Raw genomic sequence first — 24713 nt, forward strand, 5'->3', positions numbered from 1 at the left:
AACCTCATTCGGTCTGCAATAACGGCTTTGTGTTCGGCGGCTGAACCGAGCCCGTCGCCTGGTCGTCTACCAATTCTGACTCAAGGATGTAGCGCAGCGGCCCGCGTTCGGTGGCATTGAAGGGCCAGCAGGTGGTCAGCACCAGGCGGTGGCCATCGGAGGAGGGATCGATGCCGTTGGCATCCCACGGGGCGATGCGGCCCTCGCCGGCCTTGAAGGTCAATAGTTTGCCGTCGCGGCGAGTGACCTCGATCGTATCGCCCGGCCTTATATATTGCAGCCAGCGGAAATGCGTGTCGCGATGGGCGGCGATGACGGAGGTGCCTTCCTCGCCGGGCTGCGGCGTGTTGGCGAGCCAGGCCGGACCGAAGGCCAGAGCCTCGCCGGAGGCGCCGGAGAGCACGATCGCCTCCTTGCCGAGGCGCGGGGCGCGCACCTTGGCCTCCGTGGTGAAATCCGCCCAGGGCCAGGGTTTTGTCTCTTTCCCCTGAAGCTCCGCGGCGAAGGCGCGTTTCAGCAGGATCTGGGAGAGTTCCGCTTTCGCCTTTAGCAGGAAACCGTCGCCGATCAGCGCCAAGCCATAGAAGGCAAGGCCGGCGATGGCAAAGGCGATCGCCTTTTCGATCGAGGAAAGACGCCAGAGGAAGAAACCCTTCCGCTGGCGAGGCTTTGGCATGTCGTGGGCCGTGGCGGCGGCCATGGCGAGTTCCAGATAGGTCGGAAGCGGCTCGAATTCGGCCGCTTCCTCGTTCTGGCTTGCGGAGAGCCTAGAGACCATTGCGCTTGGCTCCGACCGCGATCATGCGCTTGAGGCGGCGGCGCCAGACGGCCAGTCCGCTTGCCGCCGTCAGCGCCAGGAGCAGCATGGTCAGCCCGCGGATGATCTGCTCGTCGGCGCGCGTCGCCGTCTGCGGCAGGTTCACGGTCGTGCTTTTTTGCGCGATTATGGTGGCTGCCTTGGCGGTCGGGGCTGCGGCCATCATGTTTGCGATCTCAGGCGATGCGACAAGTGCCTGTGTTTCGGCTGCAGCCTGCTCCGGTCCGGCGTTTCCTGCCGGCGTAGCCGAGCCACGACGTTCTACGCCGCCAAGAGGAGCAGCGTTTTCGCCGGAGACTTTATCGAAATCCCAGCCATCCGGCAGGTTGAGCGGCAGCTTGGCCGAGCCGAGCGGCTGATCGGCCGGGCGCGACGGGGTGACATCCACGGCGACCAAGCTGGTGACGCGGGAGACGAGATGGTGGACGAGCGCCACGGTCTCGATATCTTTGTCGAGCGCGGCCGGATCCTGCCGTTCATAGGCACGGGCCTCGAAATCGTCGATCTTGCGCCGTGCCCAGAGCTTGGAAATACCGTTGCCGTCGGCGGCATTGGCGATATCCATCTCGACGCGCCAGGGCTGATCGCCTGTCTTGCCGATGATCTGCAGCTTGCCGGCGGGCTTATCGTCAGGCAGCTGCGCGGTCAGCACGACGGGTTCGCCGCTGTAGAGGTCCGGCATCGGGTTCGGGGTGATATCCTCGACTTTTATGCCTTGGAAGGTCGCGGCGATATCGGTCATGGCTGGGTTCTGCAGCTTGGCGAAAAGCTCGCCCATGCGGCTTGCCACCTGGTCGGTCGAGCCGATCGCCGTGAATGTGCCGCGGCCGATCTCGGCAGCCTTGGTCATGAAATAGTTGTTCGGCGCCGAGCCGATGCCGACGGTGAAGACACGGGCATCGCCGCGGTTTGCGGTGATTTCCTGGAAGAGCTGCCGTTCGTTGCCGATCGCGCCATCCGTCAGGAACACGACCTGACGCAGCGCGCCGCTTACAACCGGTCCCTGGTTTCGCAACGCATCCTCAAGAGCAGGCAGCATTTCCGTGCCGCCGTCAGCGGTGAGGCCCCTGACATAGGCGATCGCCTTTTCGCGATTGTCAGGCGTCGCAGCAACGAGACCCTTGAAATAATCCGTCATCGTATCGTCGAAACGGATGACGTTGAAGCGGTCGTCGGGGTTCAGCTTGGAGATGGCAAGCGCCAGGCTCTGCCTCGCCTGCTCGATCGACGGGCCGGACATGGAGCCGGAATTGTCGATGACGAAGACCACTTCGCGTTTTGCCGGCGGCGCTGCCGTATCCGGGGCCGTGGGCGGGGTGACGAAGGCGAGCAGATAGGTCTTACCATCAATCACTTCGCGGAAGAGGCCGGCGCTCGGCATCTTTCCGGGAGCGGCCTTCCAGGTGAGTTCGAAATCCTTATCGGCGGGAACGGTGTCCGCCTTCAGGCTGATCGTCCTCGCCTGGTCGCCGTCCTGGCTGATATCGACCGCGTGGAAGGACGATTTGACATCGCCGAGCGGGAAACCGGCCCGGAGGTCGACGGTCAGCGAAACCGGATTGATCCTGGCGTTCTCACGCGGATCGAGCACGGGGGCTTGGATCTTGTCGCGGTTTTCCACCGGGTCGCGCGGCGTGGCGAAACCGGCGCCATTGTTGAACTCGACAGTCTGGACGATCGGCGCCGGATTGTAGCGCGGAGCGACGACCATCGGGAAGCGCAGCGAGAACTCGTCGCCCGACTGGTGGATGGTCTGCTGGTATTCGATCTGGACGACGATGGTTTCGCCGGGACCGATATTGGCGACCTGGTTGGTGAAGATGTTCGGCCGCTGCTGCTCGAGCAACGCCGTCTTCTTGCCCTCGGCCTTGGCCTGTTCGTAGATCTCGCGGGCTTCCTGGCGCGGTTTGATCTGGCCTTCGATGAAGCGTTCGCCGATCTGCATTTTCAGCGCGTCGACGGCGGAATTCTCCGGCAGCGGAAAGACGTAGGTGCCCTCGACCCAACCCTGGCTCGGATTCTGGAAGCGTTGCGTCACCTTTACCCTGGCGATCGGGCCGGAGACATCGATGGCGACATCACTCTTCAGCCGCGGCGCTTCGACATAGAAGCCCGGCTCCTTCGACGGAAAGAGCAGCGAGCCGCTGCGGACATCGTTCGGCCGGACAAGTGCTGCGAGCTGGGCCGATGCCTGCTGCGTCTCGGCGGCGCGGGCGGCGGAGGCAAGCCCTAGCATCGCGGCGATGCAGGCGGCAAAAGCGGTGACGGCAACAAGGACTGAAACGGAAATTCGGCGCGCGCGAATGCGCCGTATGGCAAACTCATCTTCCAGAAACATTGGCATACCCTCAATAACCAATTTCGGATGCCGGATGATGCGGCTTCGATCTCGGCGCGCTCGCGACCGAATTGCGGCGTGGCGCGGCATTTGTTGCGGCTTATTCATGGCGATGGCCGAATTCGACGATGCCTCTGATTTCAGGGGATAAATCCGTGTGACTTCAGAGATTGATTCAAGGTCTGCGCCTAGCGTTTCGACCAGGTGACGCAAGCCTCTCCCAAGGGCGCGGCATGCCGGGCGGGCGACGCGGCGAACCGATCAATAAGAATCATGCCACCATGACGCCTTTCCGCTTGAAATGCCGTCATACATTGGACATAGAGCTAACCGCAGAACTCCGGTCCCGGCTTTCTGCCCGTTTCAACCATTAGGACCGTTATCATGGCTTTCCTTGCCGATGCTCTTTCCCGTGTGAAGCCTTCAGCCACCATCGCCGTCTCCCAGAAAGCGCGCGAGCTGAAAGCAAAAGGACGTGACGTCATTGGGCTCGGCGCAGGTGAGCCGGATTTCGATACGCCCGATAATATCAAGACGGCGGCCATCGACGCGATCAACCGCGGCGAAACGAAGTACACGCCGGTTTCCGGTATCCCGGAATTGCGCAAGGCGATCGCCGCCAAGTTCAAGCGCGAGAACGGCCTCGACTATTCCTGGGAGCAGACGATCGTCGGCACCGGTGGCAAGCAGATCCTTTTCAACGCCTTCATGGCAACGCTGAACCCCGGCGACGAAGTCGTCATCCCGGCGCCTTACTGGGTTTCCTATCCTGAGATGGTGGCGCTGTGCGGCGGCACGCCGGTTTTCGTTTCGGCCACCCAGGAGCATAACTTCAAGCTTCAGGCGGCCGATCTCGAAAAGGCGATCACGCCGAAGACCAAGTGGTTCATCTTCAACTCGCCGTCCAATCCGACGGGGGCGGCCTATACGCATGACGAGCTGAAGGCGCTGACGGATGTGCTGATGAAGAATCCGCAGGTCTGGGTGCTGACCGACGACATGTACGAGCACCTGACCTATGGCGACTTCAAGTTCGTCACGCCTGTGGAAGTCGAGCCTAAGCTCTACGACCGTACGCTGACGATGAACGGTGTCTCCAAGGCCTATGCGATGACCGGCTGGCGTATCGGCTATGCGGCCGGCCCGATCCAGCTCATCAAGGCCATGGACATGATCCAGGGTCAGCAGACCTCGGGTGCGACGTCGATCGCCCAGTGGGCGGCTGTCGAAGCGCTGAACGGCACACAGGACTTCATCCCTGAGAACAAGAAGATCTTCGAAGGCCGTCGCGATCTCGTCGTTTCGATGCTGAATCAGGCCAAGGGGATCGTCTGCCCGGTGCCGGAAGGCGCCTTCTATGTCTATCCCTCGTGCAAGGGTCTGATTGGCAAGACCGCGCCCTCCGGCAAGGTCATCGCGACGGACGAGGATTTCGTTTCCGAACTGTTGGAAACGGAAGGCGTTGCCGTCGTTCATGGTTCGGCCTTCGGCCTCGGCCCGAACTTCCGCATCTCCTACGCGACTTCGGAGGAGCAGCTCGAGGAAGCCTGCCGGCGCATCCAGCGCTTCTGCGGCGCCTGCAAGTAAGCGGGTTTTCAAAACACCGATAGAAGGCCTGCCGGAGACGGCGGGCCTTTTTGTTTGCGGCGACGTTGGGCTGGCGCTGCGATAGTAGCTCACATCCCGATTCAACATGCTGCGGAGTTGATTCCGCTTTGCCTCTCAAGTCGTTGAAATCCGATTCAAAACGTGACGCAGAGGGACGTTTTGGCGGGTGATCTGCGGTTGCGGGTTGGCATCAAACCAACTAGATATCCGGCATCAGTTTAAGTCGCCGCTTCGGGAGGCCGGGATTTTGCAGCAGAGTGCCGTGATCGTCTGTTCGGATGTCAACATGCTGCCGGCCGCCTGCTGCACCCTGCTTTCCGTCAAGCGCAATCTCTCAGGTTCCACTGTTGAGTTTCTGCTTCTCGGCATCGACCTCAAGCCGAACGAGATCGCCGAGGTCGGAAATTTCGCTCGGCTGCACGGCATGGCTATCAAGGTGCTGCCCTACAATACGCCGGATACGGCGCTGCAGGCGCGGGGTCGCTGGTCGGGCGCGACGCTCGCGCGGCTCTACATGGATCTGCACATTCCCGATCATGTCGAGCGGCTGCTTTATCTCGATGCCGATGTGCTTGCGGTTGCGCCGGTCGACGACATCTTCGCCATGGATTTGCAGGGCAAGGCGCTTGCCGCCATAGACGATTATGTCATGGCCTTTCCCGAGAAGGCCGGCGCACGGCAGCGGAAGATCGGCATGGGCGAGGGCGGCCGCTATTTCAATGCGGGCGTGCTGCTGTTCGACTGGTCGGCCTGTCGGTCGAGGGGGCTTTTTGCCAGGACACGGGAGATTTTCGAGGAGCGGTCGCATCTTTTCGAGAATAACGACCAGGATGCGCTGAACGTCACTTTCGATGGCGACTGGCTGGTGCTCGATCCGCGCTGGAACACGCAGACCGGCCTCCTGCCTTTCGTCGGCCAGCCGGCGATCATCCATTTCACCGGCCGGAAAAAGCCGTGGCAGGCGACTGTGCCGTGGGTGCATCGCCGGATGGCCAAGCGTTATGCCGAGGATCTCGCCAATACGCCATGGGCTTCCTTCTGCAGGCAGCCGTCGATGACGGGCCGGATCGCGGGGTTCCTTTCGCATTTGGGAAAGCGGATCGGCGGGCTGGCGCGGCTGGCACGGACACGCGCTTATTTCAGCAACAGCTAGTGGGGCGGCAAAGCGCATCGTCCTTGGAAAGTGCATGTGAGCCGATATGGAAGCAATCCCCAGCGACACGCAGACAATGGCCGCCCCGGATAGCGGCTTCAATTTTCTGACGCCGGAGGCGTGGAAGGCGCTGTTGTCGCATTATTCCCACGTCGTGCTGGTGGCAAACAGCGAAGCCGTCGACTTCAAACGGCTGCGAAGCGAATTGCCGGAGACGGCGCTCTACGTCTTCTTCAACAATGTCTATAAGGTGCTCGACGAACCCTTCGCCGGCCATGCGGTGCTGTTTGCCCGCAGCGGCGTGATGGGCGCCAATATCGTCCACAGGCGCGAGGCGGCGGATGTCCTGCGCTTCTTTGCCGGCGACGATTTTTTGGGCGTCGTCAACATTCGCGTTTCCCCTGAGGAAAACTTCAGCGAAGAGGGCCGCTTCGAAGGCGCTGAAACCCGTCACCTTGATCTGACGAAAATGCTCGTCGATCTCTACCCGGTGGGCAAGATCGCGACGAGTGGTTTTGCGGTGGCGCTGTGGCTCGCCGAGCTGCAACTGCCGGGCAAGATCCTGCTTGCCGGCTTTTCGGCGAAGAGGAGCGAGAAGTGGAAGGTCTTCGACGTGCACGACTGGACGTTCGAGCAGATCTTCCTGCGTCTCTTTGCACGGATGGGCACGATCTCGATGATGGGCGGCGTGGACGCTAGCCCCTATGCGGCAATTGCCAGACGGTTTCCACAGGTGCCGCCGATCGAGATCGCGATGACGGCGGCCGAAGTCCTGTCGGAACGGCTCCACAACGCAAATAGCCAGATCGACAGGCTCATGTCCGTCACCAAATCCATCCGCGCCATCGAGGGTTTCTTCCGGCGCTTCAAGCCGAAAACCCGCAAGCAGCGTTTCCTCGAAAAGTCGAAGGAATGACTGTCGAAGCTCTCCTCAAAAGGTGGGGCTGGCAGGCCGCTCTGTGAGTTGACGCTACGTGCACGGATAGCTGCTCTTGTCGGGGAGGCGCAGCCTTCAAAGCCCCAGCGCCGTCAGCATGACGAAGGTGGCGAAGAGGATGAAATGCGTCATGCCCTCGATGGCGTTGGTCTCGCCGTCGTTGAGGTTGATCGCGGCGGCAATCAGCGTGATCGCCACCATCACCGTCTGTACCGGGGTCATCGCCATGATGAAGGGCTGGCCGGTATAGAGCGCGATCGCCTCCATGACGGGCACCGTCAGAATGACCGTCGACAGCGAGGCGCCCATGGCGATGTTGACCGTCGCCTGCATGCGGTTCCTGAGTGCTGCCCTCAACGCGGTCAGGATCTCGGGGGCGGCCGAAATCGCTGCGACGACGACGGCGGTCACGGCGATCGGCGCGCCGCTGTCGCGCAGGCCTTCGGTCATGAAGGCCGCCATGAACTCCGCGAGCAGGCCGATGATGACGACGCCGGCGAGAATGGTGGCGATCGAGATCGCGGCCGACCCGTCGGGGCCATGCGCATCCGGGCTTTCTTTCTTCCGTTCGGAGCGCGGATAGCTGTAGCTGAAGAAATAGCTGTGCTGGCCAACCTGCATGCGCAGGAAGAGGCCGTAGAGCGCGATCATTGCGACGATGGTGAAGGCGGAATAATAGTGCCATTTGTCGCTGGGCACGAATTCCGGCACGATCATCGAAATGCCCATGGCGGTGAGGATCATCACGCCGTAGGTCTTGCCGGAATTGTCGTTGTAGGGCTGTTCGCCGTGCTTGAGGCCGCCGAGCAGAGCGGCCAGGCCGAGAATGCCGTTGATATCGAGCATCAAGGCCGAATAGATAGTGTCGCGCACCAGCGTCGGCGAGCTCTCGCTGCCCATCATGATGGCGAGGATGATGACTTCGACGGCGACGGCTGAGAGCGTCAGGATCATCGTGCCATAGGGATCGCCGACCTTGACGGCGAGCAGCTCGGCATGATGGGCCACGCGGATCGAGGCGAGTACGATGGTGCCGACCAGGCCAGCGGCGGCAATCAGTGCGACGCCGCGCCCCATCTCGATCACCGCGTGTTCCAAGAAATAGGCGATCGCTGCAACGACAAGTGCGGCGACCAAAAACTTTTCCTCTTTAAAGCGTGACGCGATCCCCAAGCCTTAGCTCCTGTCCCGATTCATGCGTTCTATCTAAGTCACTGATTTCGCATATCAAGAAAGCTCCGGTCGAGTGCCATTTGCAGTCTTCGGCGTTTAATGGAATACTGAACGTCATCGGGGCCGGAAAGCAGATCGCGGCGTCCTCGAATTCTCGTCAAGCGGCCGCGATGATCCGGATCTTTTCCGGAAGCGTGCGAATGCGCAACAAGAAGATGAGGAGACGGATGCATGATCAAGGTGGTCTACGAAGTCGTGCCGCATGACGGCGGCTGGGCCTACAGGCTGGGAGGTGTCTATTCAGAGGCATTCCCGACCCATGCCGATGCGCTCGAAGCTGCGCGCATCGTCGCGGCCGAACAGCAGGTCGGCGGCGATTCCGCCGAGATCAGTTGGCAGGACGAGAACGGCAAGTGGCATGAAGAATATGCCGAAGGCGGCGACCGGCCGGAAACCGAGGTGGTGGACGGCCAGTGGAAGGATCGCCCGGCCGAGGCCTCGCAAGGCATCGGCAGCTAACTATCTCCCGCCAGTGCCCGCGCGACGATCGCATCGACGAATTCGCGCTTACGCGCAGTATAGCGGTCGCCGTCCATCCGGAATTCGGCTGCCAGTCTGCGTTTGAGTACGGCATAATCGGCCGCCGCCTGCGGATGCGCGATGAGATAATCCCGGAAAGCCAGCCTGTTTCGATGCGTGCCGTTGCCGGAAGGGCAAAGGTAGACCCGTTCTGCCGGCACCGAACCTTTCGATAGAAAAGCCCAGACATCGTCGTCATAGCGATTGCCGCGCGGCTCGTAGCCTTCGGCCAGAAGCACGCGTGTGGCGTCCTCGATATGCCCCAGGCCAGGAAGAACGATGTCGATATCGATAAGCGGCTTGGCCATCATGCCCGGTATGGACGTGCTGCCGATGTGATCGATGGCGAGCGCCTGCGGCAGCAAAGCCAGAAGCCTGCCGCGGATGCGCTGGAAGGCTTGCAGCCATTGCGGATCATAGGGCGCGAGTTCAACCGGATTGTGCGTTGCCATCTCGTTCCCGCCAGGTCGAATATCGATGATAGTCCTGCAGGCCCTTGACCAACGCGTCGAAGGTGGCACGGCAGCGCGGCGAAGTCTTCAGGCTCTCATGCATCGCCACCCACGTGCCGAGCGGAATGGCGAAGGCATCGGGCAGGACGTGGACAAGGTCAGGGTTCCCTCGGGCAAGTCCGATCTGGCAGAGACCGATGCCGACGCCGGCGCGGATCGCCGAAAGCTGGGCAAGATTGCTGTCGGTTCTGTAGGAGAAATTGATGCCGGGCACCGCATAGCGTTTCATCGCCATGCGGACATAGGCCGTCTGCCGGTCGAAGCCGATGAGCCGGTGGTTTGCGAGGTCGGCCAGGGTTTGCGGAATGCCGTGTCGTTCGAGATAGCGGCGATGGGCATGAAAGCCGAGGGGGATATCGCCGATGCGGCGCACGACGAGTGCAGCCTGCTGCGGCTCGGCCATGCGCACGGCAATATCGGCCTCGCGGTTCACCAGATCCTCGATCATATCGGATGCCGAGAGTTCGATCTGCAGTTCGGGATTGGTCTCCTGCAGCGGTCCGAGAATCGCCGGCAGCACTTCGACGGCGATGACTTCGCTGGCGCTGACCCTGACCGTTCCCGCCACGCGCTCGCGCTGGCCGGATGCGGTGCGCAAAAGGGCGGCGGTGGTTGCCGCCAGCGTTTCGGCATAGGGCTTCAGCGCCAGTGCGGCGTCGGTCGGCAGCAGGCCATTCGGTGAGCGGGTGAAGAGTTCGGCGCCGATCGCCAGTTCCAGTGCATCGACATGGCGGCCTATGGTCGGCTGGGTCAGCCCCAGTTCGCGGGCGGCGGCCGAAAGCGACCCCTGCTGAAGCACAGTCAGAAAACTGCGGTAGAAATCCCAGCTCGGTTCCTCGCTCATATATTTTTGTATATCAGAGGTATTTCTTTCGTCAATTTCGTTTATGCCGCTCTGATGGCATGATCCTCTCATCCGATCGAAGGAGATGATTGTCATGAGCAGTGAAATGAAGACGACGGCCCTGGTTCTCGGCGCAACCGGCGGTATCGGCAGCGCGGTTGCCCGCAAGCTGCTTGCGCGCGGCTGGCGAATTCGGGCGCTTAACCGTGATGCTGCCAAGGCGTCGAGGAGCGAGTCGGCTTTCGAATGGGTGCAGGGCGATGCGATGAATGCCGGTGACGTCCTGAGGGCGGCTGAAGGCGTCGGCCTGATCGTCCATGCCGTCAATCCGCCCGGCTACCGCGACTGGGAAACGCTGGTGCTGCCGATGCTCGACAATGCCATCGCCGCTGCTCGCGCTGTCGGCGTGCGCATCGTGCTGCCGGGCAACGTCTATAATTTTGGGCCCGATGCTCTGCCGGCGCCGACGGAAGAAAGCCCGCAGCATCCGGTGACGAAGAAGGGGGCGATCCGGGTCGAAATGGAGAAGCGGCTGAAGGCGGCATCACAGTCCGGCGCCTGCGTCATCATTGTCAGGGCGGGGGATTTCTTCGGCCCAGGCACGACGGCCAATAGCTGGTTTTCGTCCGGTCTCGTGACCCCAGGCAAGCCGGTCGGCACGATCAGGAACCCGGGTCAGCGCGGCATCGGTCATCAATGGGTCTACCTGCCCGACATGGCGGAAACCATCGCCCAGCTCGTCGAGCGGGCCGATCGGCTGCCGGCCTTCGCCGTCTATCACATGGAGGGCTTCTGGGATGCGGACGGTATGCAGATGGCCGAAGCAATCAAGCGCGTCGCCGGCGGCAAGGCGAAGATCGGTGGCTTTCCCTGGTGGATCGTGCCGCTGGCGGCGCCCTTTATTCCTGTGATGCGGGAGATCAAGGAGATGCGCTATCTCTGGAAGGTGCCGGTGCGGATGCGGAATACCAGGCTTACGGCGGAACTCGCCAGCGAACCGCAGACACCGATCGACGAGGCGGTCAGGGCTTCGCTCGTGGCGCTCGGCTGCCTGCCCGAACCGCATCGTGACACGGCAGTTGCCTTTATCGGGCACCCGTCGCAGAACGCGGGTTAGAGCCTTTCCGGGTTAGATTGCAGCATTCTGTTGGCTCAAACGGAGTCGGATGGTCGACCGGCCGGCGCGCGTCGTAGCCCCGCTCTACGGCCAAGCCGGCCGGTCGATCAGCCGGCCCGTTTCAGCCAACCCTCCCGCAGATTTGCGGGGCAAATCTGCAAGACTTAAGAATCGCCGGACGCACCTATTGCTTCGCATGGCGAAGCAGTGCGGCCGGTGGGCCGGGCATCTTTCCGCCAGGATCAGAGGCGATCGGCTCGGACGTACCAAGGGGTATGCCCTTCGCCAATCGCCTCTGCCCTGACGAAAACCTGCTCCGGCAGAATGCTTCAATCTAACCCGGAAAGGCTCTAGTTCTCGAGTTCGGCCAGCGCGATCCGGGCGACCGTCAAGGCCGTTTCTGCCTGCTGAATATTCGGATCGCCGAGGAACCAGGCGGCGGAAAGACCGGAATAGGCGGCGATCCATTGCAGCAGCCGCTTCGGCTCCAGCTTCGCCTCCGCTGAGACGATGGCGAGCTGGCGGCGGAAACGGGCGGGATCGGTGATGACAGGCAGCTCCTCGTTGGCGAAGATGTTGGCGAAATCGAAGCCGCGCTCGCCGTACAGCCGCTTCGGATCGATCGCCAGCCAGCCGCGTGCCTCGAAATCGAGGATATTGTCGTGGTGGATGTCGCCGTGGAGGATGGTCACATCACGCTGATCGGCAAGGAGGATGTTGGCGATCGCCGAGCAATCGGCAAGCGCACCGCCATGTTTGTCGGCGGCCGGTTCGAGATCACGGAACCAGCGGCTGAGGGGCACGGGATCGGGAAGCGGTTTTTCACGCTGCGCATGCAGCCGCGCGGCGGTGCGGCACAGGATGCGGCTCGCTTCGTCATCCTCGCCGTCCATCGCCATGGCAAGCAGCGAGCGTTTCCCCATCGCCCTTTCCAACAGCACGGCGTCGTCCTCACGGGCGTAGACATAGGCTGCGCCGTCACCGTCCCACCACTGCATCAGAAGCGCGCCGTATCGTTCGTCGATATCGGCCGCCACTTTCAGCATGGCAGGCCTGTCCTGCCAGAGGACCGGCAGGAGGCGGCTGGAGTGGGTGATGATGGGGTCGCCGTCTGATATCAGCGACCAGCGATCAAGATAGGGAGCAAACATGGCGGCACCCTACAAAAACGCGTCGAAGATGGAAATCCCGCCTTTCGGCGGGATTCGCGTTGGCGTGTGAAAGGTCAGGCGACCTTTTCGAGAATGGGATAGTCGATATAGCCCTTGCCGGTGCCGCCATAGAAGGTCGACTGTTCGGGCGTGTTGAGCGGCAGATTGTGTACCAGGCGCTCGACGAGATCGGGATTGGCGATGAAAGGCTTGCCGAAGGCGACGAGATCGGCGCGGCCGCCCTCGACGGCTTCAATCGCCAGATCGCGATCGTAGCCATTGTTGACCATCCAGTCGGCTTTGCCGCCGGCCTTTTCATAAGTCTGGCGAAGTGCCTTGTAATCGAAGGCGGGATTGTCGCCCTGCTTGTAGTCGCGGTCGCCGCCGGTCTGGCCTTCGACGATATGGATATAGGCGAGGTCGTATTTGGCCAGTCCTTCGACGACATTTGCGAAGGTCGCCTGCGGATTGGAATCGTAGCTTTCGCCTGATGGCGTCACCGGCGAGATGCGGATCGCCGTGCGACCGGCGCCAATTTCCTTCACCACGGCATCGACGACTTCGAAGGTCAGACGGGTGCGATTTTCGATCGAACCGCCATATGCATCAGTACGGTCATTGACGCCGTCGCGGATGAACTGGTCGAGCAGGTAACCGTTGGCGCCGTGAATCTCGACACCGTCGAAGCCGGCGTCGATCGCCGCCCGGGCAGCCTTGCGGTAATCCTCGATGATGCCGGGGATTTCGGCCGTTTCGAGCGCGCGCGGCTCGGAGGTGTCGGCAAAGCTGCCCGTGCCGTCGGCATTGACCAGATAGGTCTTGGCCTTGGCGACGCGGTTGGTCGAAGAAACCGGCTTGCCGTCATTCGGCTGCAGCGTCGTGTGCGAGATGCGGCCGACATGCCACATCTGGACGACGATCTTGCCGCCGGCTGCGTGAACGGCGTCGGTCACGCGCTTCCAGCCGTCGAGAGCCTCTTTGCTGTAGAGACCAGGCACGTTGGCATAACCCTGGCCCTGATGGGTGATCGCGGTTGCTTCGGTGATGATCAGGCCAGCGGTAGCGCGCTGACGGTAATATTCGACGTTGAGGTCGTTGGGGATTGCGCCCGGCGAGCGGTTGCGGGTGAGCGGCGCCATGACGATGCGGTTCTTGACGGATATGTCGCCGACTTTCGTGGGTTCGAAAAGCTTGGCCATGATGGTCCTTTCTTTTGCGGGAGGATCACTCGGCAGGGGCAAGGGCGGCCCGGCCCCTGGCGGAGAGATAGGTGAGCGCTGTCGCGCCAAGGCCGATCAGGGCCATCAAGGCTGCGGCGAGCGGAACGCGGGTGAGATCGAAGCCGGCGTCGATGACCAGGCCACCCACCCAGGCGCCGAGCGCATTGCCGGTGTTGAAGGCGCCGATATTGATCGTCGAGACGAGGTTCGGGGCGCCCTTGCCGAAGCCGACGACGCCGACTTGCAGCGCCGGTACGGCAGCAAAGCTTGCCATCGCCCAGAGGAAGAGGGTGATTTCAGCCGGGATGAAGAAGCGGCTCGTATAGCTGAAGGCGATCGAAGTGATGGCGATCGCGGCGAAGACGCCGGCAAGCGTCGCGCCGAGCCGCCAATCGGCAAGCTTGCCGCCGACGAGGTTGCCGATGGTCAGCCCGAGGCCGATCAGGAACAGCGTCCAGGTGACGCCTTCCGGCGAAACGCCGGTGACGTCGCGCAGTAGCGGCGCGATATAGGTGAAGAGGGTAAACATCGAGGCGGCGAAGAAGACGGTGGTGGAAAGTGCCAGCCACAGGCCGCCATTCCTGAGTGCTGCGATCTCGCGCAGGATGCTGCCGTTTTCTTGCTGCTTGTCCCTGGGCAGGATGGCGATCAGGCCGAGAATGGTGACGATACCGATGACGGTGACGACGCCGAAGGTGGCGCGCCAGCCATAAGCCTGGCCGATCGCAGTGCCGAGCGGCACGCCGAGAACATTGGCAAGTGTCAGGCCGGTAAACATCAGCGCGATGGCGCGGGCCTTGCGGTCTTCGGCAACGAGGCCGGCGGCGACCACCGAGCCGATGCCGAAGAAGGCGCCGTGGCAGAGTGCTGTCACGACACGGGCGATCATCAGCACCCAGTAGTCACTCGCCAGAGCGCACAGCAGGTTGCCGGCGATGAAGAAGGCCATCAGCGCAATCAGGGCGGTGCGGCGCTTCAGCTTCGCAGTCGAAATCGCCATTACAGGTGCGCCGATCGCGACCGCCAGGGCATAACCGGTCACCAGCCACCCGGCCTGCGGGATGCTGACCGAGAGATCGGCGGCGACCTCCGGCAACAGACCCATGATGACGAATTCGGTGGTGCCTATCGCAAACGAGCTCAAGGCAAGAACGAGGAGGGCGAGGGGCATTCTAAAGGTCCTGCGTCAGTTGCTTGAGGAAAGCGGCGATGGTTTCTTCGTTGCGCTTGTAAAAGATCCACTGGCCGACGCGTTTGGTAGTGACGAGGCCGGCGCGATGCAGCGTGCCGAGATGAGCCGAGACCGTCGACTGTGACAGGCCGCAGCGCTCGAACTGGCTGGCGCAGACGCCCATTTCGAAAGGATGCTCCTGCGAGGGGAAATGCGCCTCGGGATTTTTCAGCCAGTTCAGAATGTCCATCCGGGTGGGATGGGCGAGCGCCTTGATAATTTCGTCTTTGTCCATCGTGGTTCGCCGAACTATAAATCGTGTCTGGCCGATATATCGATCGTCAGGCTTCGATATGCAAATCACGGAGGCGTGAGGCGGCAAGTTTTGTGGAATGAGCAAATTTTAGGCAAAAAAAGAGGGCCACCGGAAAACCAGGGCCCTTATAATTGTGAAGGTCAAAAAACCTCCAGAGGGGAACAGCTAATGCGGTGGTACTGGGAGAGAAACCACAAGATGCATCAGCTGAGAGGGATATGGTGCTTCCTTGAGCAGGTTTCAATGCTTTTTTGTGCATGTCTGCTATGCGCCGCACAAATTTTTTGCGGTGCGGCATTTCGCTGAGGAAAAAAGGCAAAAAAAAAGGGCCACTGGAAAACCAGGGCCCTTATAAGTGTGAAGGTCAAAAACCTCCAGAGGGGAACAGCTAATGCGGTGGAACTGGGAGGAAAAGCCACCATGTGCATCAGCTATGTGCGATATGGTGGTTTAATGGGCAAACGGCAACCCTCATTTGTGCATGCCAGTCATGCGTGTTCTGCATAGTCGGCAATTCATCAATAAAACCAGGCTCAAAAGTTCCAGTTTCTGGCCTTGCTGACGATGAAATCGCGGAAGGCTTTTAGCTTGGCGGCGTTCTTAATCTCGTCGGGATAGCAGAAATAGGTGTCGAAGGAGGGTACGTCGGCATTGATCGCCAGCTGGATCAGGCCGGGGTCGCGGCCGACGATGTAATCCGGCAGGCAGGCGACGCCGATGCCGAGCAGGGCGGCGCGCTTGATCGAGGTCTGGCTGTTGATCTGCAGATGCGGGATGCGCTTGTTATCGGACGAGCGGCCGGCGACCTCCAGCCAGTTGACATCGAGCAGGTAACTCGGGGCCGGCTCACCGAAGGTGATGATGCGGTGATTGTCGAGATCCTCGACCTTCTGCGGCTCGCCGTGGCGGTTGATGTAGGACGGGGCCGCATACACGTGCATGTGCACGGTGAAGAGCTTGCGCTGGATGAGGTCGGATTGCTGCGGCTGGCGCAGGCGGATTGCGCAGTCGGCATGACGCATGTTCACATCCACTTCCTCATTGTCGAGGATCAGCTGGATCTGCACATCGGGATAAAGCTGCAGGAATTCCTGGATCTTGTCGGTCAGCCAGCCCTGGCCGAGGCCGACCGTCGTTGTGACGCGCAGCTTGCCGGATGGCGTCTCGGTCGTCTCGGTGAGTTGCATCTTCACCGTTTCGAGCTTCAGCAGCACGTCATGGGCGGTGCGATAAAGCAGCTCGCCCTGTTCGGTCAGAATCAGGCCACGCGCATGGCGATGAAACAGCTTGGTGCCGACATCCTGCTCCAGCGCGCTGACCTGGCGGCTGATGGCGGATTGGGACAGATGCAGTTTATCTGCCGCATGCGTGAACGAACCCGCCTCGGCAGCTGCGTGAAAAATACGCAGCTTGTCCCAATCCAATGGCATTCCCCCACCCCTCATGCCGATCTTACTCCGCGGCCACGGCGACGGGCATGTGGCCCGTCAGATATCGCTCGGCTTCAAGCGCTGCCATGCACCCCAGGCCGGCAGCAGTGATTGCCTGGCGGAACGTATCGTCCGTTACGTCGCCCGCGGCATAGACGCCGTCCAGGCTGGTCGCAGTCGAATCCGGCGCGGTCCAGAGATAACCATTGTCCTTCAGCTTCAGCTTGTCCTTGAAGAGCTCGGTTGCCGGCGCATGGCCGATGGCGACGAAGACGCCATCGATCACCATGTCGGTGATCGCGCCGGTTCTGACGTCGCGCAGGCGCGCGCCGGTTACGGATTGCGGCATCGGCGGCTTGGCCGGCGTGCCGGTGATTTCAGCCACTTCGGTGTTCCACAGCACCTTGATATTCTCCTTGGAGAAAAGGCGTTCCTGCAGGATCTTTTCGGCGCGGAAGAAGTCGCGGCGGTGCACTACTGTCACCGACTTGGCGATGTTGGAGAGATAGAGCGCCTCTTCGACGGCGCTGTTGCCGCCGCCAACCACGATCACATCCTTGTTGCGATAGAAGAAACCGTCGCAAGTGGCGCAAGCCGAAACGCCGAAGCCCTGGAAATGCTGCTCGCTCTCGATGCCGAGCCACTTGGCCTTGGCGCCGGTGGCGATGATCAGCGTATCGGCGGTCCAGACCTGGCCGCTGTCGGTGCGGGCGACGAAGGGGCGCTGGTTCATGTCGACTTCGGTCACCAAGTCGTTGACGATCTCGGCGCCGACATGTTTTGCCTGCTGCAGCATCTGTTCCATCAACCAGGGACCCTGGATCGGATCGGCAAAGCCCGGATAGTTCTCGACATCGGTGGTGATCATCAGCTGGCCGCCCTGTTCGAGACCGGCGATCAAAACCGGTTTCAGCATGGCGCGCGCGGCATAGACCGCGGCGGTATAGCCTGCAGGTCCGGAACCGATGATGAGCACCTTCGTATGGCGGGCGGGCATGTCATTTCCTTTCGACTGGCAGGAGGGCGGCAGCTAGATAGCAATTGCGGCCGCTTCGCGTCCCTGCGCCATTTATGAACGTCCAATGCTTTTATTCAAGGGCAGCCTTGCGTTACCAACAAGGCAAATCACCCGGATGTGCAAGAATCCGTCAGCGGCGTGAAACTTTCTTGCGTATTCCGCGGCTTTATATAGAAGCTCCCCGCGGAGAATTAAAGAAAGGCAATGATGTGGGTCGTGCAGAACTCGACGTCATCGATATAAAGATCCTCCGGGAACTGCAGGCCGATGGCCGCATGACCAATGTGGAGCTCGCCGATCGCGTCGGCATCTCGGCGCCGCCTTGCCTGCGCCGGGTGCGCAAGCTCGAGGAAGCCGGCATCATCGAGGGCTACCACGCGATGCTGAATAGCCCGAAGCTCGGCTTCGACCTCGTCGCTTTCTGCATGGTCGGCCTCAAGCACCAGTCGGAAGGCAATCTCAAAGCCTTCGCCGCTGCCACCGCCGAATGGCCGCTGGTGCGCCAGGCCTGGATGGTTTCCGGCGACAGCGATTTCCTGCTGCATTGCGTGGCGGAGAATCTCACCCGCTTCCAGGATTTCGTTATCGAGGTGCTGACGGCGAACGAACATGTCGATACCGTGCGCACCATGCTGACGATCCGGCAGGTGAAGAAGCTGGGCCTAGTGGAAGTCTAAAGCCACTCGGCAGATAGACCGTCATCGCCAACTACTTGCGCGAGATATAGCCGCCCCGGTTGATGCCGTGGCGCTGAAGTTTGTCATAAAACGTCTTTCTCGGAATGCCGAGCGCCTCGAGGGTGCGGCGGACGTCGCCGTCATTGGCCGACAGCGCGTCGCGAATGATCTCCGCCTCGTAGCGTTCCAGCCGTTCGGGAAGCGTCGCATCCGTCGGCTGCGGAGGGACCGCTGCCGCTCCACCGCCTTCCACGCCAAGCACCACGCGTTCGGCATAATGCGAGAGCTCGCGGACATTGCCCGGCCATGTGTGCGAGGCGAGATGCCGCCGCACATCAGGTGAAAGCGGTGGGACATCGCGACGGAAGCGCTCGGCGGCGCGCGCGGCGAAGTGCGAAAACAGCAGCGGAATATCGTCGCGGCGTTCTCTCAGCGGCGGAATGGAGATCGTCACGACATTCAGCCTGTAATAGAGATCCTCGCGAAAATCGCCGCGCACCGAGGGATCCCCGAGGTCGATCTTGGCCGCCGCGACGACGCGAAGATCGACCGGACGCACCTCGTTGGTGCCGAGCGGCGTGATCTCGCGCATCTCCAGCACCCTCAGCATCTTGACCTGCGTGGCGGCCGGCATGCTTTCGATTTCGTCGAGGAAAAGCGTGCCGCCGCTTGCATGTTCGATGCGGCCCGTGCGGCGCTTCTGGGCGCCGGTAAAGGCGCCGGCCTCGTGGCCGAACAGTTCGCTTTCGATGACGGTTTCGGGCAGCGCGCCACAGTTCAACGCCACGAAATTGCCCTTCCGGCGGTGGCTCCATTGATGCAGGAGCTGGGCAACCACTTCCTTGCCGCTGCCCGTTTCCCCGGCGACGAGCACGTCCACGTCGGTATCGGCAATATGGCGAAGAATGTTTCTGAGGTTTTCCATGACAGGCGTCTGGCCGATCAGCGGCAAATTCTCCTGCGCATCTTCGGCTGCCTTCCGCAGCATGCGGTTTTCCAGAACAAGCCGCCGCTTCTCGCTTGCGCGACGCACGCTCTGGACGAGCCGATCGGCTGCGAAGGGTTTGGCGATGAAATCATAGGCACCATCCTGGATCGCCTGAACGGCCATGGGGATATCGCCGTGGCCGGTCATCAATATCACCGGGAGGTCGGCATCCATGCCTTGCAGCGTGGCGAAAAGTTGCAGTCCGTCGATCTCCGGCATGCGGATATCGGTGACGACGGGGCCGGCAAAGTCCGCCGGCAGGTCCGCCAGCGCGGCTTTTGCACCGTCATAGGCGGAAACGGAAAATCCGGCGAGTTCGAGCGTCTGGGTGGTGGCGCGGCGCAGATCCTTGTCGTCATCGATCAGCGCAACGGGCATCGGTATGTCCATGACCTCAAGCCTTCCTCAGCTGAACGATGAACCGGGTTCCGTCGCTGTCGCTTGCAACCTCCATCCGGCCGCCGTAGTCACCGACGATATCTTTGGAGATCACCAGGCCAAGGCCGAGACCGCTTTCCTTCGAGGTGTTGAACGGCGTGAACAAGCCCTTTCGGATTTCCGGAGGGATGCCGGGACCATTGTCGGCGACCGTCACCGTTACCATCCCTGCATCGGTGGATGTTCTGACCTCGACGCGACCGTCTCCGGCCTTCGGCGCCACCGCCTCCAGGGCGTTTTGAAGCAGATTGATGAGCACCTGCTCGAGACGAATCCGGTTTCCCATCACCTGCAGTTCGTCGGGCGGCAGGTCGATGTCGAGCGTATCCATGCGACCGGCAAACCGGCTGCGCAACAGCATCACCGCGCCCTCGATGACGTCCTTCAATCCGGTTGGTTCGGCGCTGCCGCGGCCTTTGCGGGCAAAGGTCTTCAGCTCCTCGGTGATCGAACCTATGCGCTCCGTGAGCGCCGCAATGCTCTCGAGATTTTCGCCGGCAGGCGCAGTCTGGCCGCGATCGAGGAAGGTGCGGGCGTTATCGGCATAGGCACGGATGGTCGCCACCGGCTGGTTGATCTCATGGGCAACGCCGGCGGCCACCTGACCCAGGATGGCCAACCGGTTGGCCTGCACCAGATCCTGTTGCACGGCTTGCAGCTTCTGCTCCGTGCTCTTGTGGCCGATGATTTCAGCCTGCAGCCGGTCCCGCGCCTGGCTGAGATCCAGCGTCCGCTCGACTACCCGCCGTTCCAGTTCCTCCCGCGCCTGCTGTTCGCTGGAGATTCGCAGGGCGATCGCATGGCGGCGGCGCAAAAGGAAGGCTGCTCCGGCCAGCAGTGGCAAGAGTATCAGCAATGCCAGCATGCGGGCTTCGCGAATCCCCGCATCGACGGACGGCCCCAGCGCCACCAGATGCTGCAAATGCCATGCGGTCGCCGGCACCGACGTTGCGACATCGAGAAACCTGGTTTTCCCGGCATCGCCGGGCATGACGATCTCGACGACATCGAGCCCGTCGCCGAGGTTTCGGACCATGTCGAGAGGCAGGGGTTGAAGTGGCGCATCGCCGAATTGAAGGCTTTCGCGGATCGCCGTCAGCCGGTCTTTGGCGATCCGGCCGATCGTCATGAACCGCCATGATGGAAGACTGGTGATGAGGACAATGCCGCGCTCGTCAACGACGTAGGACGGGGTCCCCGAGGTGTTCCAATCCGCCTCGACATCGTCGAATTCGACCTTGACCACGACGACACCCAGCAAGCCATTGCTGCCCGAAATCCGCTGGGAGATATAGAGACCCGGCTTCTTGCTGACCGTGCCGAGCGCGAAGTGCTCGGCCTGTCCTCGTTCGACCGCCCCCTGAAAATACTCGCGGAAGCGGTAGTCATTGCCGACGAAGCTCGTCGGCTCGCGCCAGTTGCTGGCCGAAATCGCCATGCCGTCCTTGTCGATGACATAGATGACGGCGGCTTTCGTGCCCGCCGCCAAATTTTCCAGCTTCTGACTGAGCTGCTCGAACGCGCCGGCATCGTTTCCCGCCAGTGCGGCGGCGAGTGCCGCGTCCTGCGACAGCACGAAGGGAAGCGCCCGGTATTTTTCGAGAACCGTGCGCAGCAACGCCGCATTCAGCCTCGCATCCATGCGGGCCTGTTCCTCGAGGGCAGCCTCCGCCCGGTGCCGGCCGATCTCGCCGCTGGCCCAGAGGCTTGCGACGACAGCGACGAGGGCGAGCACGGCATAGGCCCACCACATCCGGCGGATGCGGTGTTGCACGGGTAGGGGAGGCCACAATTTCTGCGACACGGACATGGCGGATTTGTGCATTTTTCTGCACGAGACGCAAATGGATTTGTGCGGATTTCCGCATTACTTAATGATCCGTCAGCAGCAAAATAAATTTTTCATTAATAAATTCAACTTGTTGGCTAGTCGGCGCAAAACTGGCACGGCGATTGCGAAGAATGGGGCAACAACGGCTGAGCTGTTGGACTTGAAGCGAACGGCTCGGGAGGCCGGAGTTCGTTCCGGACGAGCCATTAGGAGGACATCATGATCGCAGCACCACTCGATGCAATCGCAGGCAGCAAGGGCAAGAAGCCCTTTTATAGCCATCTTTACGTTCAGGTTCTCGCGGCTATCGCTGCGGGTATCCTTCTCGGCCATTTCTATCCTGAATTCGGCACCCAGCTGAAGCCGCTCGGCGATGCCTTCATCAAGCTCGTCAAGATGATCATCGCGCCGGTCATCTTTCTGACGGTTGCGACCGGCATTGCCGGCATGAGCGACCTGCAGAAGGTCGGCCGCGTCGCCGGCAAGGCGATGCTCTACTTCCTGACATTCTCGACATTGGCGCTCATCATCGGCCTGATCGTCGCCAATGTCGTCCAGCCCGGCGCCGGCATGAACATCGATCCGGCCTCGCTGGATCCGGCCGCCGTCGCCGGCTACGCCGCAAAGGCGCATGAGCAAAGCATCGTCGGTTTCCTGACCAACATCATCCCGACGACGATCGTCGGCGCTTTCGCCGATGGTGACATTCTGCAGGTGCTATTCTTCTCGGTGCTCTTCGGCATCGCGCTCGCCATGGTCGGCGAAAAGAGCGAACCGGTCGTCAACTTCCTCAATGCCCTGACGGCGCCCGTGTTCAAGCTCGTCGCCATCCTTATGAAGGCTGCCCCGATCGGCGCCTTCGGCGCCATGGCATTCACCATCGGCAAGTACGGCGTCGGATCGATCGCCAACCTCGCCATGCTGATCGGCACCTTCTACATCACCTCTCTGCTCTTCGTCCTCGTCGTTCTCGGCGCTGTCGCCCGCTACAACGGCTTCTCGATTGTGGCGCTGCTGCGCTACATCAAGGAAGAACTGCTGCTGGTCCTCGGCACCTCGTCTTCGGAGGCTGCCCTTCCGGGACTGATGAACAAGATGGAAAAGGCCGGCTGCAAGCGCTCGGTCGTCGGCCTCGTCATCCCCACGGGCTATTCCTTCAATCTCGACGGCACCAACATCTACATGACGCTGGCTGCCTTGTTCATTGCTCAGGCAACCGGCATCCATCTCTCCTGGGGTGATCAGATCCTGTTGCTGCTAGTGGCGATGCTGAGCTCGAAGGGTGCCGCAGGCATCACCGGCGCCGGCTTCATCACGCTTGCCGCGACGCTCTCCGTCGTGCCCTCCGTACCGGTCGCCGGCATGGCGCTCATCCTCGGCATCGACCGATTCATGTCGGAATGCCGGGCGCTGACCAACCTCGTCGGCAATGCGGTTGCGACGATCGTCGTGGCACGTTGGGAAAACGAGCTGGATACGGTGCAGCTCGCCGCCGCACTGGGCGGCCAGGCCGGGGAGAGTGCTCCCGCTGCCGGGCTGCAGCCGGCTGAATAACTGACCGAACTGTCCGCAGTCCTAAAATTCTCTCAACGGCCCGTCATCCAGCGGGCCGTTTCTCTTTTCTGCCTCAGCTGCGATTGTCGCCGAAAAGGCTGTTGTAAATGGCGCCGATCGCGCTCGCTTCTTTCTCCAGCGCGAAATTCGCCCTGACATGCCGCAGCGCATTCTCGCCATGCGCGATCGCCAGCGCGGGATCTGCGATATAGGGCGCGATTGCCCGCGTCAGCGCCTCGACATCGCCGGCGGCGACGACCGAGCCCGTCTCGCCCGTGACGATGAGCTCGGCATAGGCGCCGGCGTCCGATGCCACCACCGCAGTGCGCGAGGCCATGGCTTCGAGCGGCGTCAGGCCGAAACCCTCGTTGCGGGAAGGGGCGACGTAAAGCGTCAGGCGGCGATACCAGACCTTGATGTCAGGCACTTCGCCGAGGAAGAGGATACGGTCGCTGAGCCCGGCGGCCGCGACATCCGCCTTGAGTTTGTCGCCAAATGCCGTGTGTTCGGTCGTCACCCGGCCGGAGACGACCGCCGTCCAGTCGGGGTGCTGCGGCAGCAGTTCGATCATCGCCTGGACGAAAAGATCGGTGCCCTTCTGATGGCGCACGCGGCCGAAGCAGCCGATGAGATGGCGGCCCGGCAGGCTGGTGGCGGCGATGCCGTCCTCCGCCGTTTCCGGCGGATGGAACAGAGCAAGGTCGACGCCGTGCTGGATGACCGTGTGCGGCACCTCGAGGAACGAGCCGGATCGATCGCTAGTCGCGATGACGGCGTCCATGCGACGGATCAGCCATTTCGTATAGGCGGTGTGCCGGCGTTGCGCGGCCGAGGTGAAGAGAAGCTTCAGCGGCATGCGCAACAGTTGGCGCAGCAGGATGCCGACCGCCATCTCGTTGTTGCGGCGCGCGTGCCAGACGCGCTGGCGCCGGCGCGCCGGCGGGCGCCAGAGGCCGAGGAGCTGCCGCCCCTTAAGTTTCGGCAGGTCCTCCGGCAGGCCGGGCCCGAGTGTCGCGATCTTGATGCCGAGCCGGATCTGGCATGGGATGAGCTGGACGATAGTCGACGTGACGCCGGAGAGCCGGCGCTTGAAATTGGGCGCAATGATCTCGACGTCGCGGATATCGGGCAAGGGAGGGGTCTCGCGGCTGGCGGGCGATCAGCCCCAGGAAACCTGGAGGATTTCGTAGGCCTTGGAGCCGCCCGGCGCATTGACCTCGATGGAATCGCCGACTTCCTTGCCGATCAGAGCACGGGCGATCGGCGAGGAGATGGAGATGCGGCCGGCCTTGACGTCGGCTTCCTGGTCGCCGACGATCTGGTAGGTCTTTTCTTCATCGGTGTCCTCGTCGATGAGTTTCACCTTGGCGCCGAACTTGATCTTGTCGCCCGACATCTTGGTGAGGTCGATGACCTCGGCGCGCGCCGTCAGGTCTTCCAGCTCGCTGATGCGGCCTTCGTTGTGACTCTGGGCTTCCTTGGCGGCGTGGTATTCGGCGTTTTCGGAAAGGTCGCCATGGGCACGGGCTTCGGCGATCGCCTCGATGATTCGAGGGCGCTCCTCCTGCTGACGCCAGCGCAGCTCTTCCTGCAGCTTGACGAAACCGCCCGGTGTCATCGGTACCTTTTCAACCATTTTTCTGTCCTTCAATCCTCGTATCCGCACAATTAGCGGCGAACACAAAAGAAAACAGGTCCCGAAGGGGAGCTTCGGAACCGTGCCACAATCTTAGTCGGACGCTTATAGCAGATCGCCAAGGCCGATTTCCAGAAAATTCGCATAAAAGAAACGCGGCTCGCCCCGGCATCAGGTGATGCGGCTGGAAAACGGGCAGAAATCG

The 24713-nt window shown here is 61.7% G+C and carries 22 protein-coding genes; 7 read left to right on the plus strand and 15 right to left on the minus strand.

All coding sequences use genetic code 11. From position 1 onward, the window contains the following. Positions 1–4 precede the first annotated feature (4 nt). Positions 5–778: a class GN sortase gene (locus tag HX898_RS00290; RefSeq protein ID WP_180193688.1), complete on the minus strand. Its 774-nt coding sequence runs from the start codon at positions 776–778 to the stop codon at positions 5–7. Then, positions 768–3155, minus strand: a complete 2388-nt coding sequence (locus HX898_RS00295) for a marine proteobacterial sortase target protein (RefSeq protein ID WP_180193689.1) — start codon at positions 3153–3155, stop codon at positions 768–770. Before HX898_RS00295 ends, HX898_RS00290 begins: the two co-directional genes overlap by 11 nt. 384 nt (positions 3156–3539) lie before the next feature. Here HX898_RS00295 and HX898_RS00300 point away from each other — a divergent pair, with 384 nt between their 5' ends. From HX898_RS00300 to HX898_RS00310, 3 genes are all read left to right on the plus strand, one after another. After that, positions 3540–4742, plus strand: coding sequence for a pyridoxal phosphate-dependent aminotransferase (locus tag HX898_RS00300; protein ID WP_180193690.1), 1203 nt, complete (start codon positions 3540–3542; stop codon positions 4740–4742). A 187-nt stretch (positions 4743–4929) separates the two neighbouring features. Then, the gene (locus HX898_RS00305; protein ID WP_138330414.1) at positions 4930–5916 is read left to right on the plus strand and encodes a glycosyltransferase family 8 protein; all 987 of its coding nucleotides are present in this window, start codon (positions 4930–4932) and stop codon (positions 5914–5916) included. A 46-nt stretch (positions 5917–5962) separates the two neighbouring features. Next, positions 5963–6832 carry a 3-deoxy-manno-octulosonate cytidylyltransferase gene (locus HX898_RS00310; protein ID WP_138330415.1) on the plus strand — a complete coding sequence of 290 codons (870 nt, stop codon included), beginning with the start codon at positions 5963–5965 and terminating at the stop codon, positions 6830–6832. A gap of 96 nt (positions 6833–6928) precedes the next feature. Here the strand turns inward: HX898_RS00310 and HX898_RS00315 are convergent, their stop codons facing one another. Then, positions 6929–8026, minus strand: coding sequence for a calcium:proton antiporter (locus HX898_RS00315; RefSeq protein WP_138330416.1), 1098 nt, complete (start codon positions 8024–8026; stop codon positions 6929–6931). A gap of 231 nt (positions 8027–8257) precedes the next feature. Here HX898_RS00315 and HX898_RS00320 point away from each other — a divergent pair, with 231 nt between their 5' ends. Further along, a complete protein-coding gene (locus HX898_RS00320; protein WP_012758413.1) occupies positions 8258–8545 on the plus strand; it encodes a DUF2188 domain-containing protein in 288 nt (95 codons plus the stop codon). On the opposite strand, the gene HX898_RS00325 is transcribed toward HX898_RS00320, so the two are convergent. Together HX898_RS00325 and HX898_RS00330 are read right to left on the minus strand one after the other, a co-directional pair. Next, positions 8542–9057: a GrpB family protein gene (locus HX898_RS00325; RefSeq protein ID WP_180193691.1), complete on the minus strand. Its 516-nt coding sequence runs from the start codon at positions 9055–9057 to the stop codon at positions 8542–8544. The two genes, HX898_RS00320 and HX898_RS00325, sit on opposite strands and share 4 nt — an antisense overlap. Then, positions 9035–9961, minus strand: coding sequence for a LysR family transcriptional regulator (locus HX898_RS00330; protein ID WP_180193692.1), 927 nt, complete (start codon positions 9959–9961; stop codon positions 9035–9037). Before HX898_RS00330 ends, HX898_RS00325 begins: the two co-directional genes overlap by 23 nt. Positions 9962–10055: 94 nt before the next feature. On the opposite strand from HX898_RS00330, the gene HX898_RS00335 reads away from it, so the two are divergent. Continuing rightward, complete coding sequence (locus tag HX898_RS00335) at positions 10056–11078, plus strand: NAD-dependent epimerase/dehydratase family protein (RefSeq protein ID WP_180193693.1); 1023 nt, start codon at positions 10056–10058, stop codon at positions 11076–11078. Between the two features lie 350 nt (positions 11079–11428). On the opposite strand, the gene HX898_RS00340 is transcribed toward HX898_RS00335, so the two are convergent. The 6 genes from HX898_RS00340 to trxB all read right to left on the minus strand — a co-directional run bounded on the left by HX898_RS00340 (position 11429) and on the right by trxB (position 17363). Beyond that, on the minus strand, positions 11429–12229 hold the full coding sequence (locus HX898_RS00340) for an aminoglycoside phosphotransferase family protein (protein WP_180193694.1): 801 nt from the start codon (positions 12227–12229) through the stop codon (positions 11429–11431). Between the two features lie 74 nt (positions 12230–12303). Next, positions 12304–13428, minus strand: coding sequence for an alkene reductase (locus tag HX898_RS00345; RefSeq protein ID WP_180193695.1), 1125 nt, complete (start codon positions 13426–13428; stop codon positions 12304–12306). A gap of 25 nt (positions 13429–13453) precedes the next feature. After that, on the minus strand, positions 13454–14620 hold the full coding sequence (locus tag HX898_RS00350) for an MFS transporter (protein WP_138386949.1): 1167 nt from the start codon (positions 14618–14620) through the stop codon (positions 13454–13456). A 1-nt stretch (position 14621) separates the two neighbouring features. Continuing rightward, positions 14622–14915, minus strand: coding sequence for a metalloregulator ArsR/SmtB family transcription factor (locus tag HX898_RS00355; protein ID WP_138330423.1), 294 nt, complete (start codon positions 14913–14915; stop codon positions 14622–14624). Positions 14916–15469: 554 nt separating this feature from the next. Next, positions 15470–16366, minus strand: a complete 897-nt coding sequence (locus HX898_RS00360) for a LysR family transcriptional regulator VtlR (protein WP_018446649.1) — start codon at positions 16364–16366, stop codon at positions 15470–15472. Positions 16367–16388: 22 nt separating this feature from the next. Beyond that, positions 16389–17363, minus strand: coding sequence for a thioredoxin-disulfide reductase (trxB, locus tag HX898_RS00365; protein WP_171598432.1), 975 nt, complete (start codon positions 17361–17363; stop codon positions 16389–16391). Between the two features lie 230 nt (positions 17364–17593). Between trxB and HX898_RS00370 the strand changes: the two genes are divergently transcribed. Further along, entirely contained in the window at positions 17594–18061 is a 468-nt protein-coding gene (locus tag HX898_RS00370) for an Lrp/AsnC family transcriptional regulator (RefSeq protein ID WP_003541645.1), read from the plus strand. Between the two features lie 31 nt (positions 18062–18092). On the opposite strand, the gene HX898_RS00375 is transcribed toward HX898_RS00370, so the two are convergent. Together HX898_RS00375 and HX898_RS00380 are read right to left on the minus strand one after the other, a co-directional pair. Next, on the minus strand, positions 18093–19439 hold the full coding sequence (locus tag HX898_RS00375; RefSeq protein WP_180193696.1) for a sigma-54 dependent transcriptional regulator: 1347 nt from the start codon (positions 19437–19439) through the stop codon (positions 18093–18095). A gap of 4 nt (positions 19440–19443) precedes the next feature. Continuing rightward, positions 19444–21312: an ATP-binding protein gene (locus HX898_RS00380; RefSeq protein ID WP_171598431.1), complete on the minus strand. Its 1869-nt coding sequence runs from the start codon at positions 21310–21312 to the stop codon at positions 19444–19446. Positions 21313–21537: 225 nt separating this feature from the next. Between HX898_RS00380 and HX898_RS00385 the strand changes: the two genes are divergently transcribed. Then, positions 21538–22872 (plus strand): dicarboxylate/amino acid:cation symporter, encoded by a 1335-nt coding sequence (locus HX898_RS00385; RefSeq protein ID WP_138330427.1) that lies wholly within the window; start codon positions 21538–21540, stop codon positions 22870–22872. A 73-nt stretch (positions 22873–22945) separates the two neighbouring features. On the opposite strand, the gene HX898_RS00390 is transcribed toward HX898_RS00385, so the two are convergent. Beyond that, the gene (locus HX898_RS00390) at positions 22946–24004 is read right to left on the minus strand and encodes a glycosyltransferase family 4 protein (RefSeq protein ID WP_180193697.1); all 1059 of its coding nucleotides are present in this window, start codon (positions 24002–24004) and stop codon (positions 22946–22948) included. 27 nt (positions 24005–24031) lie between these two features. Then, positions 24032–24508, minus strand: coding sequence for a transcription elongation factor GreA (greA, locus tag HX898_RS00395; protein WP_012758398.1), 477 nt, complete (start codon positions 24506–24508; stop codon positions 24032–24034). Positions 24509–24713 lie beyond the last annotated feature (205 nt).

The sequence above is a fragment of the Rhizobium sp. WYCCWR 11128 genome, from assembly GCF_013416305.1.
Classification (GTDB): Bacteria; Pseudomonadota; Alphaproteobacteria; order Rhizobiales; family Rhizobiaceae; genus Rhizobium; species Rhizobium indicum.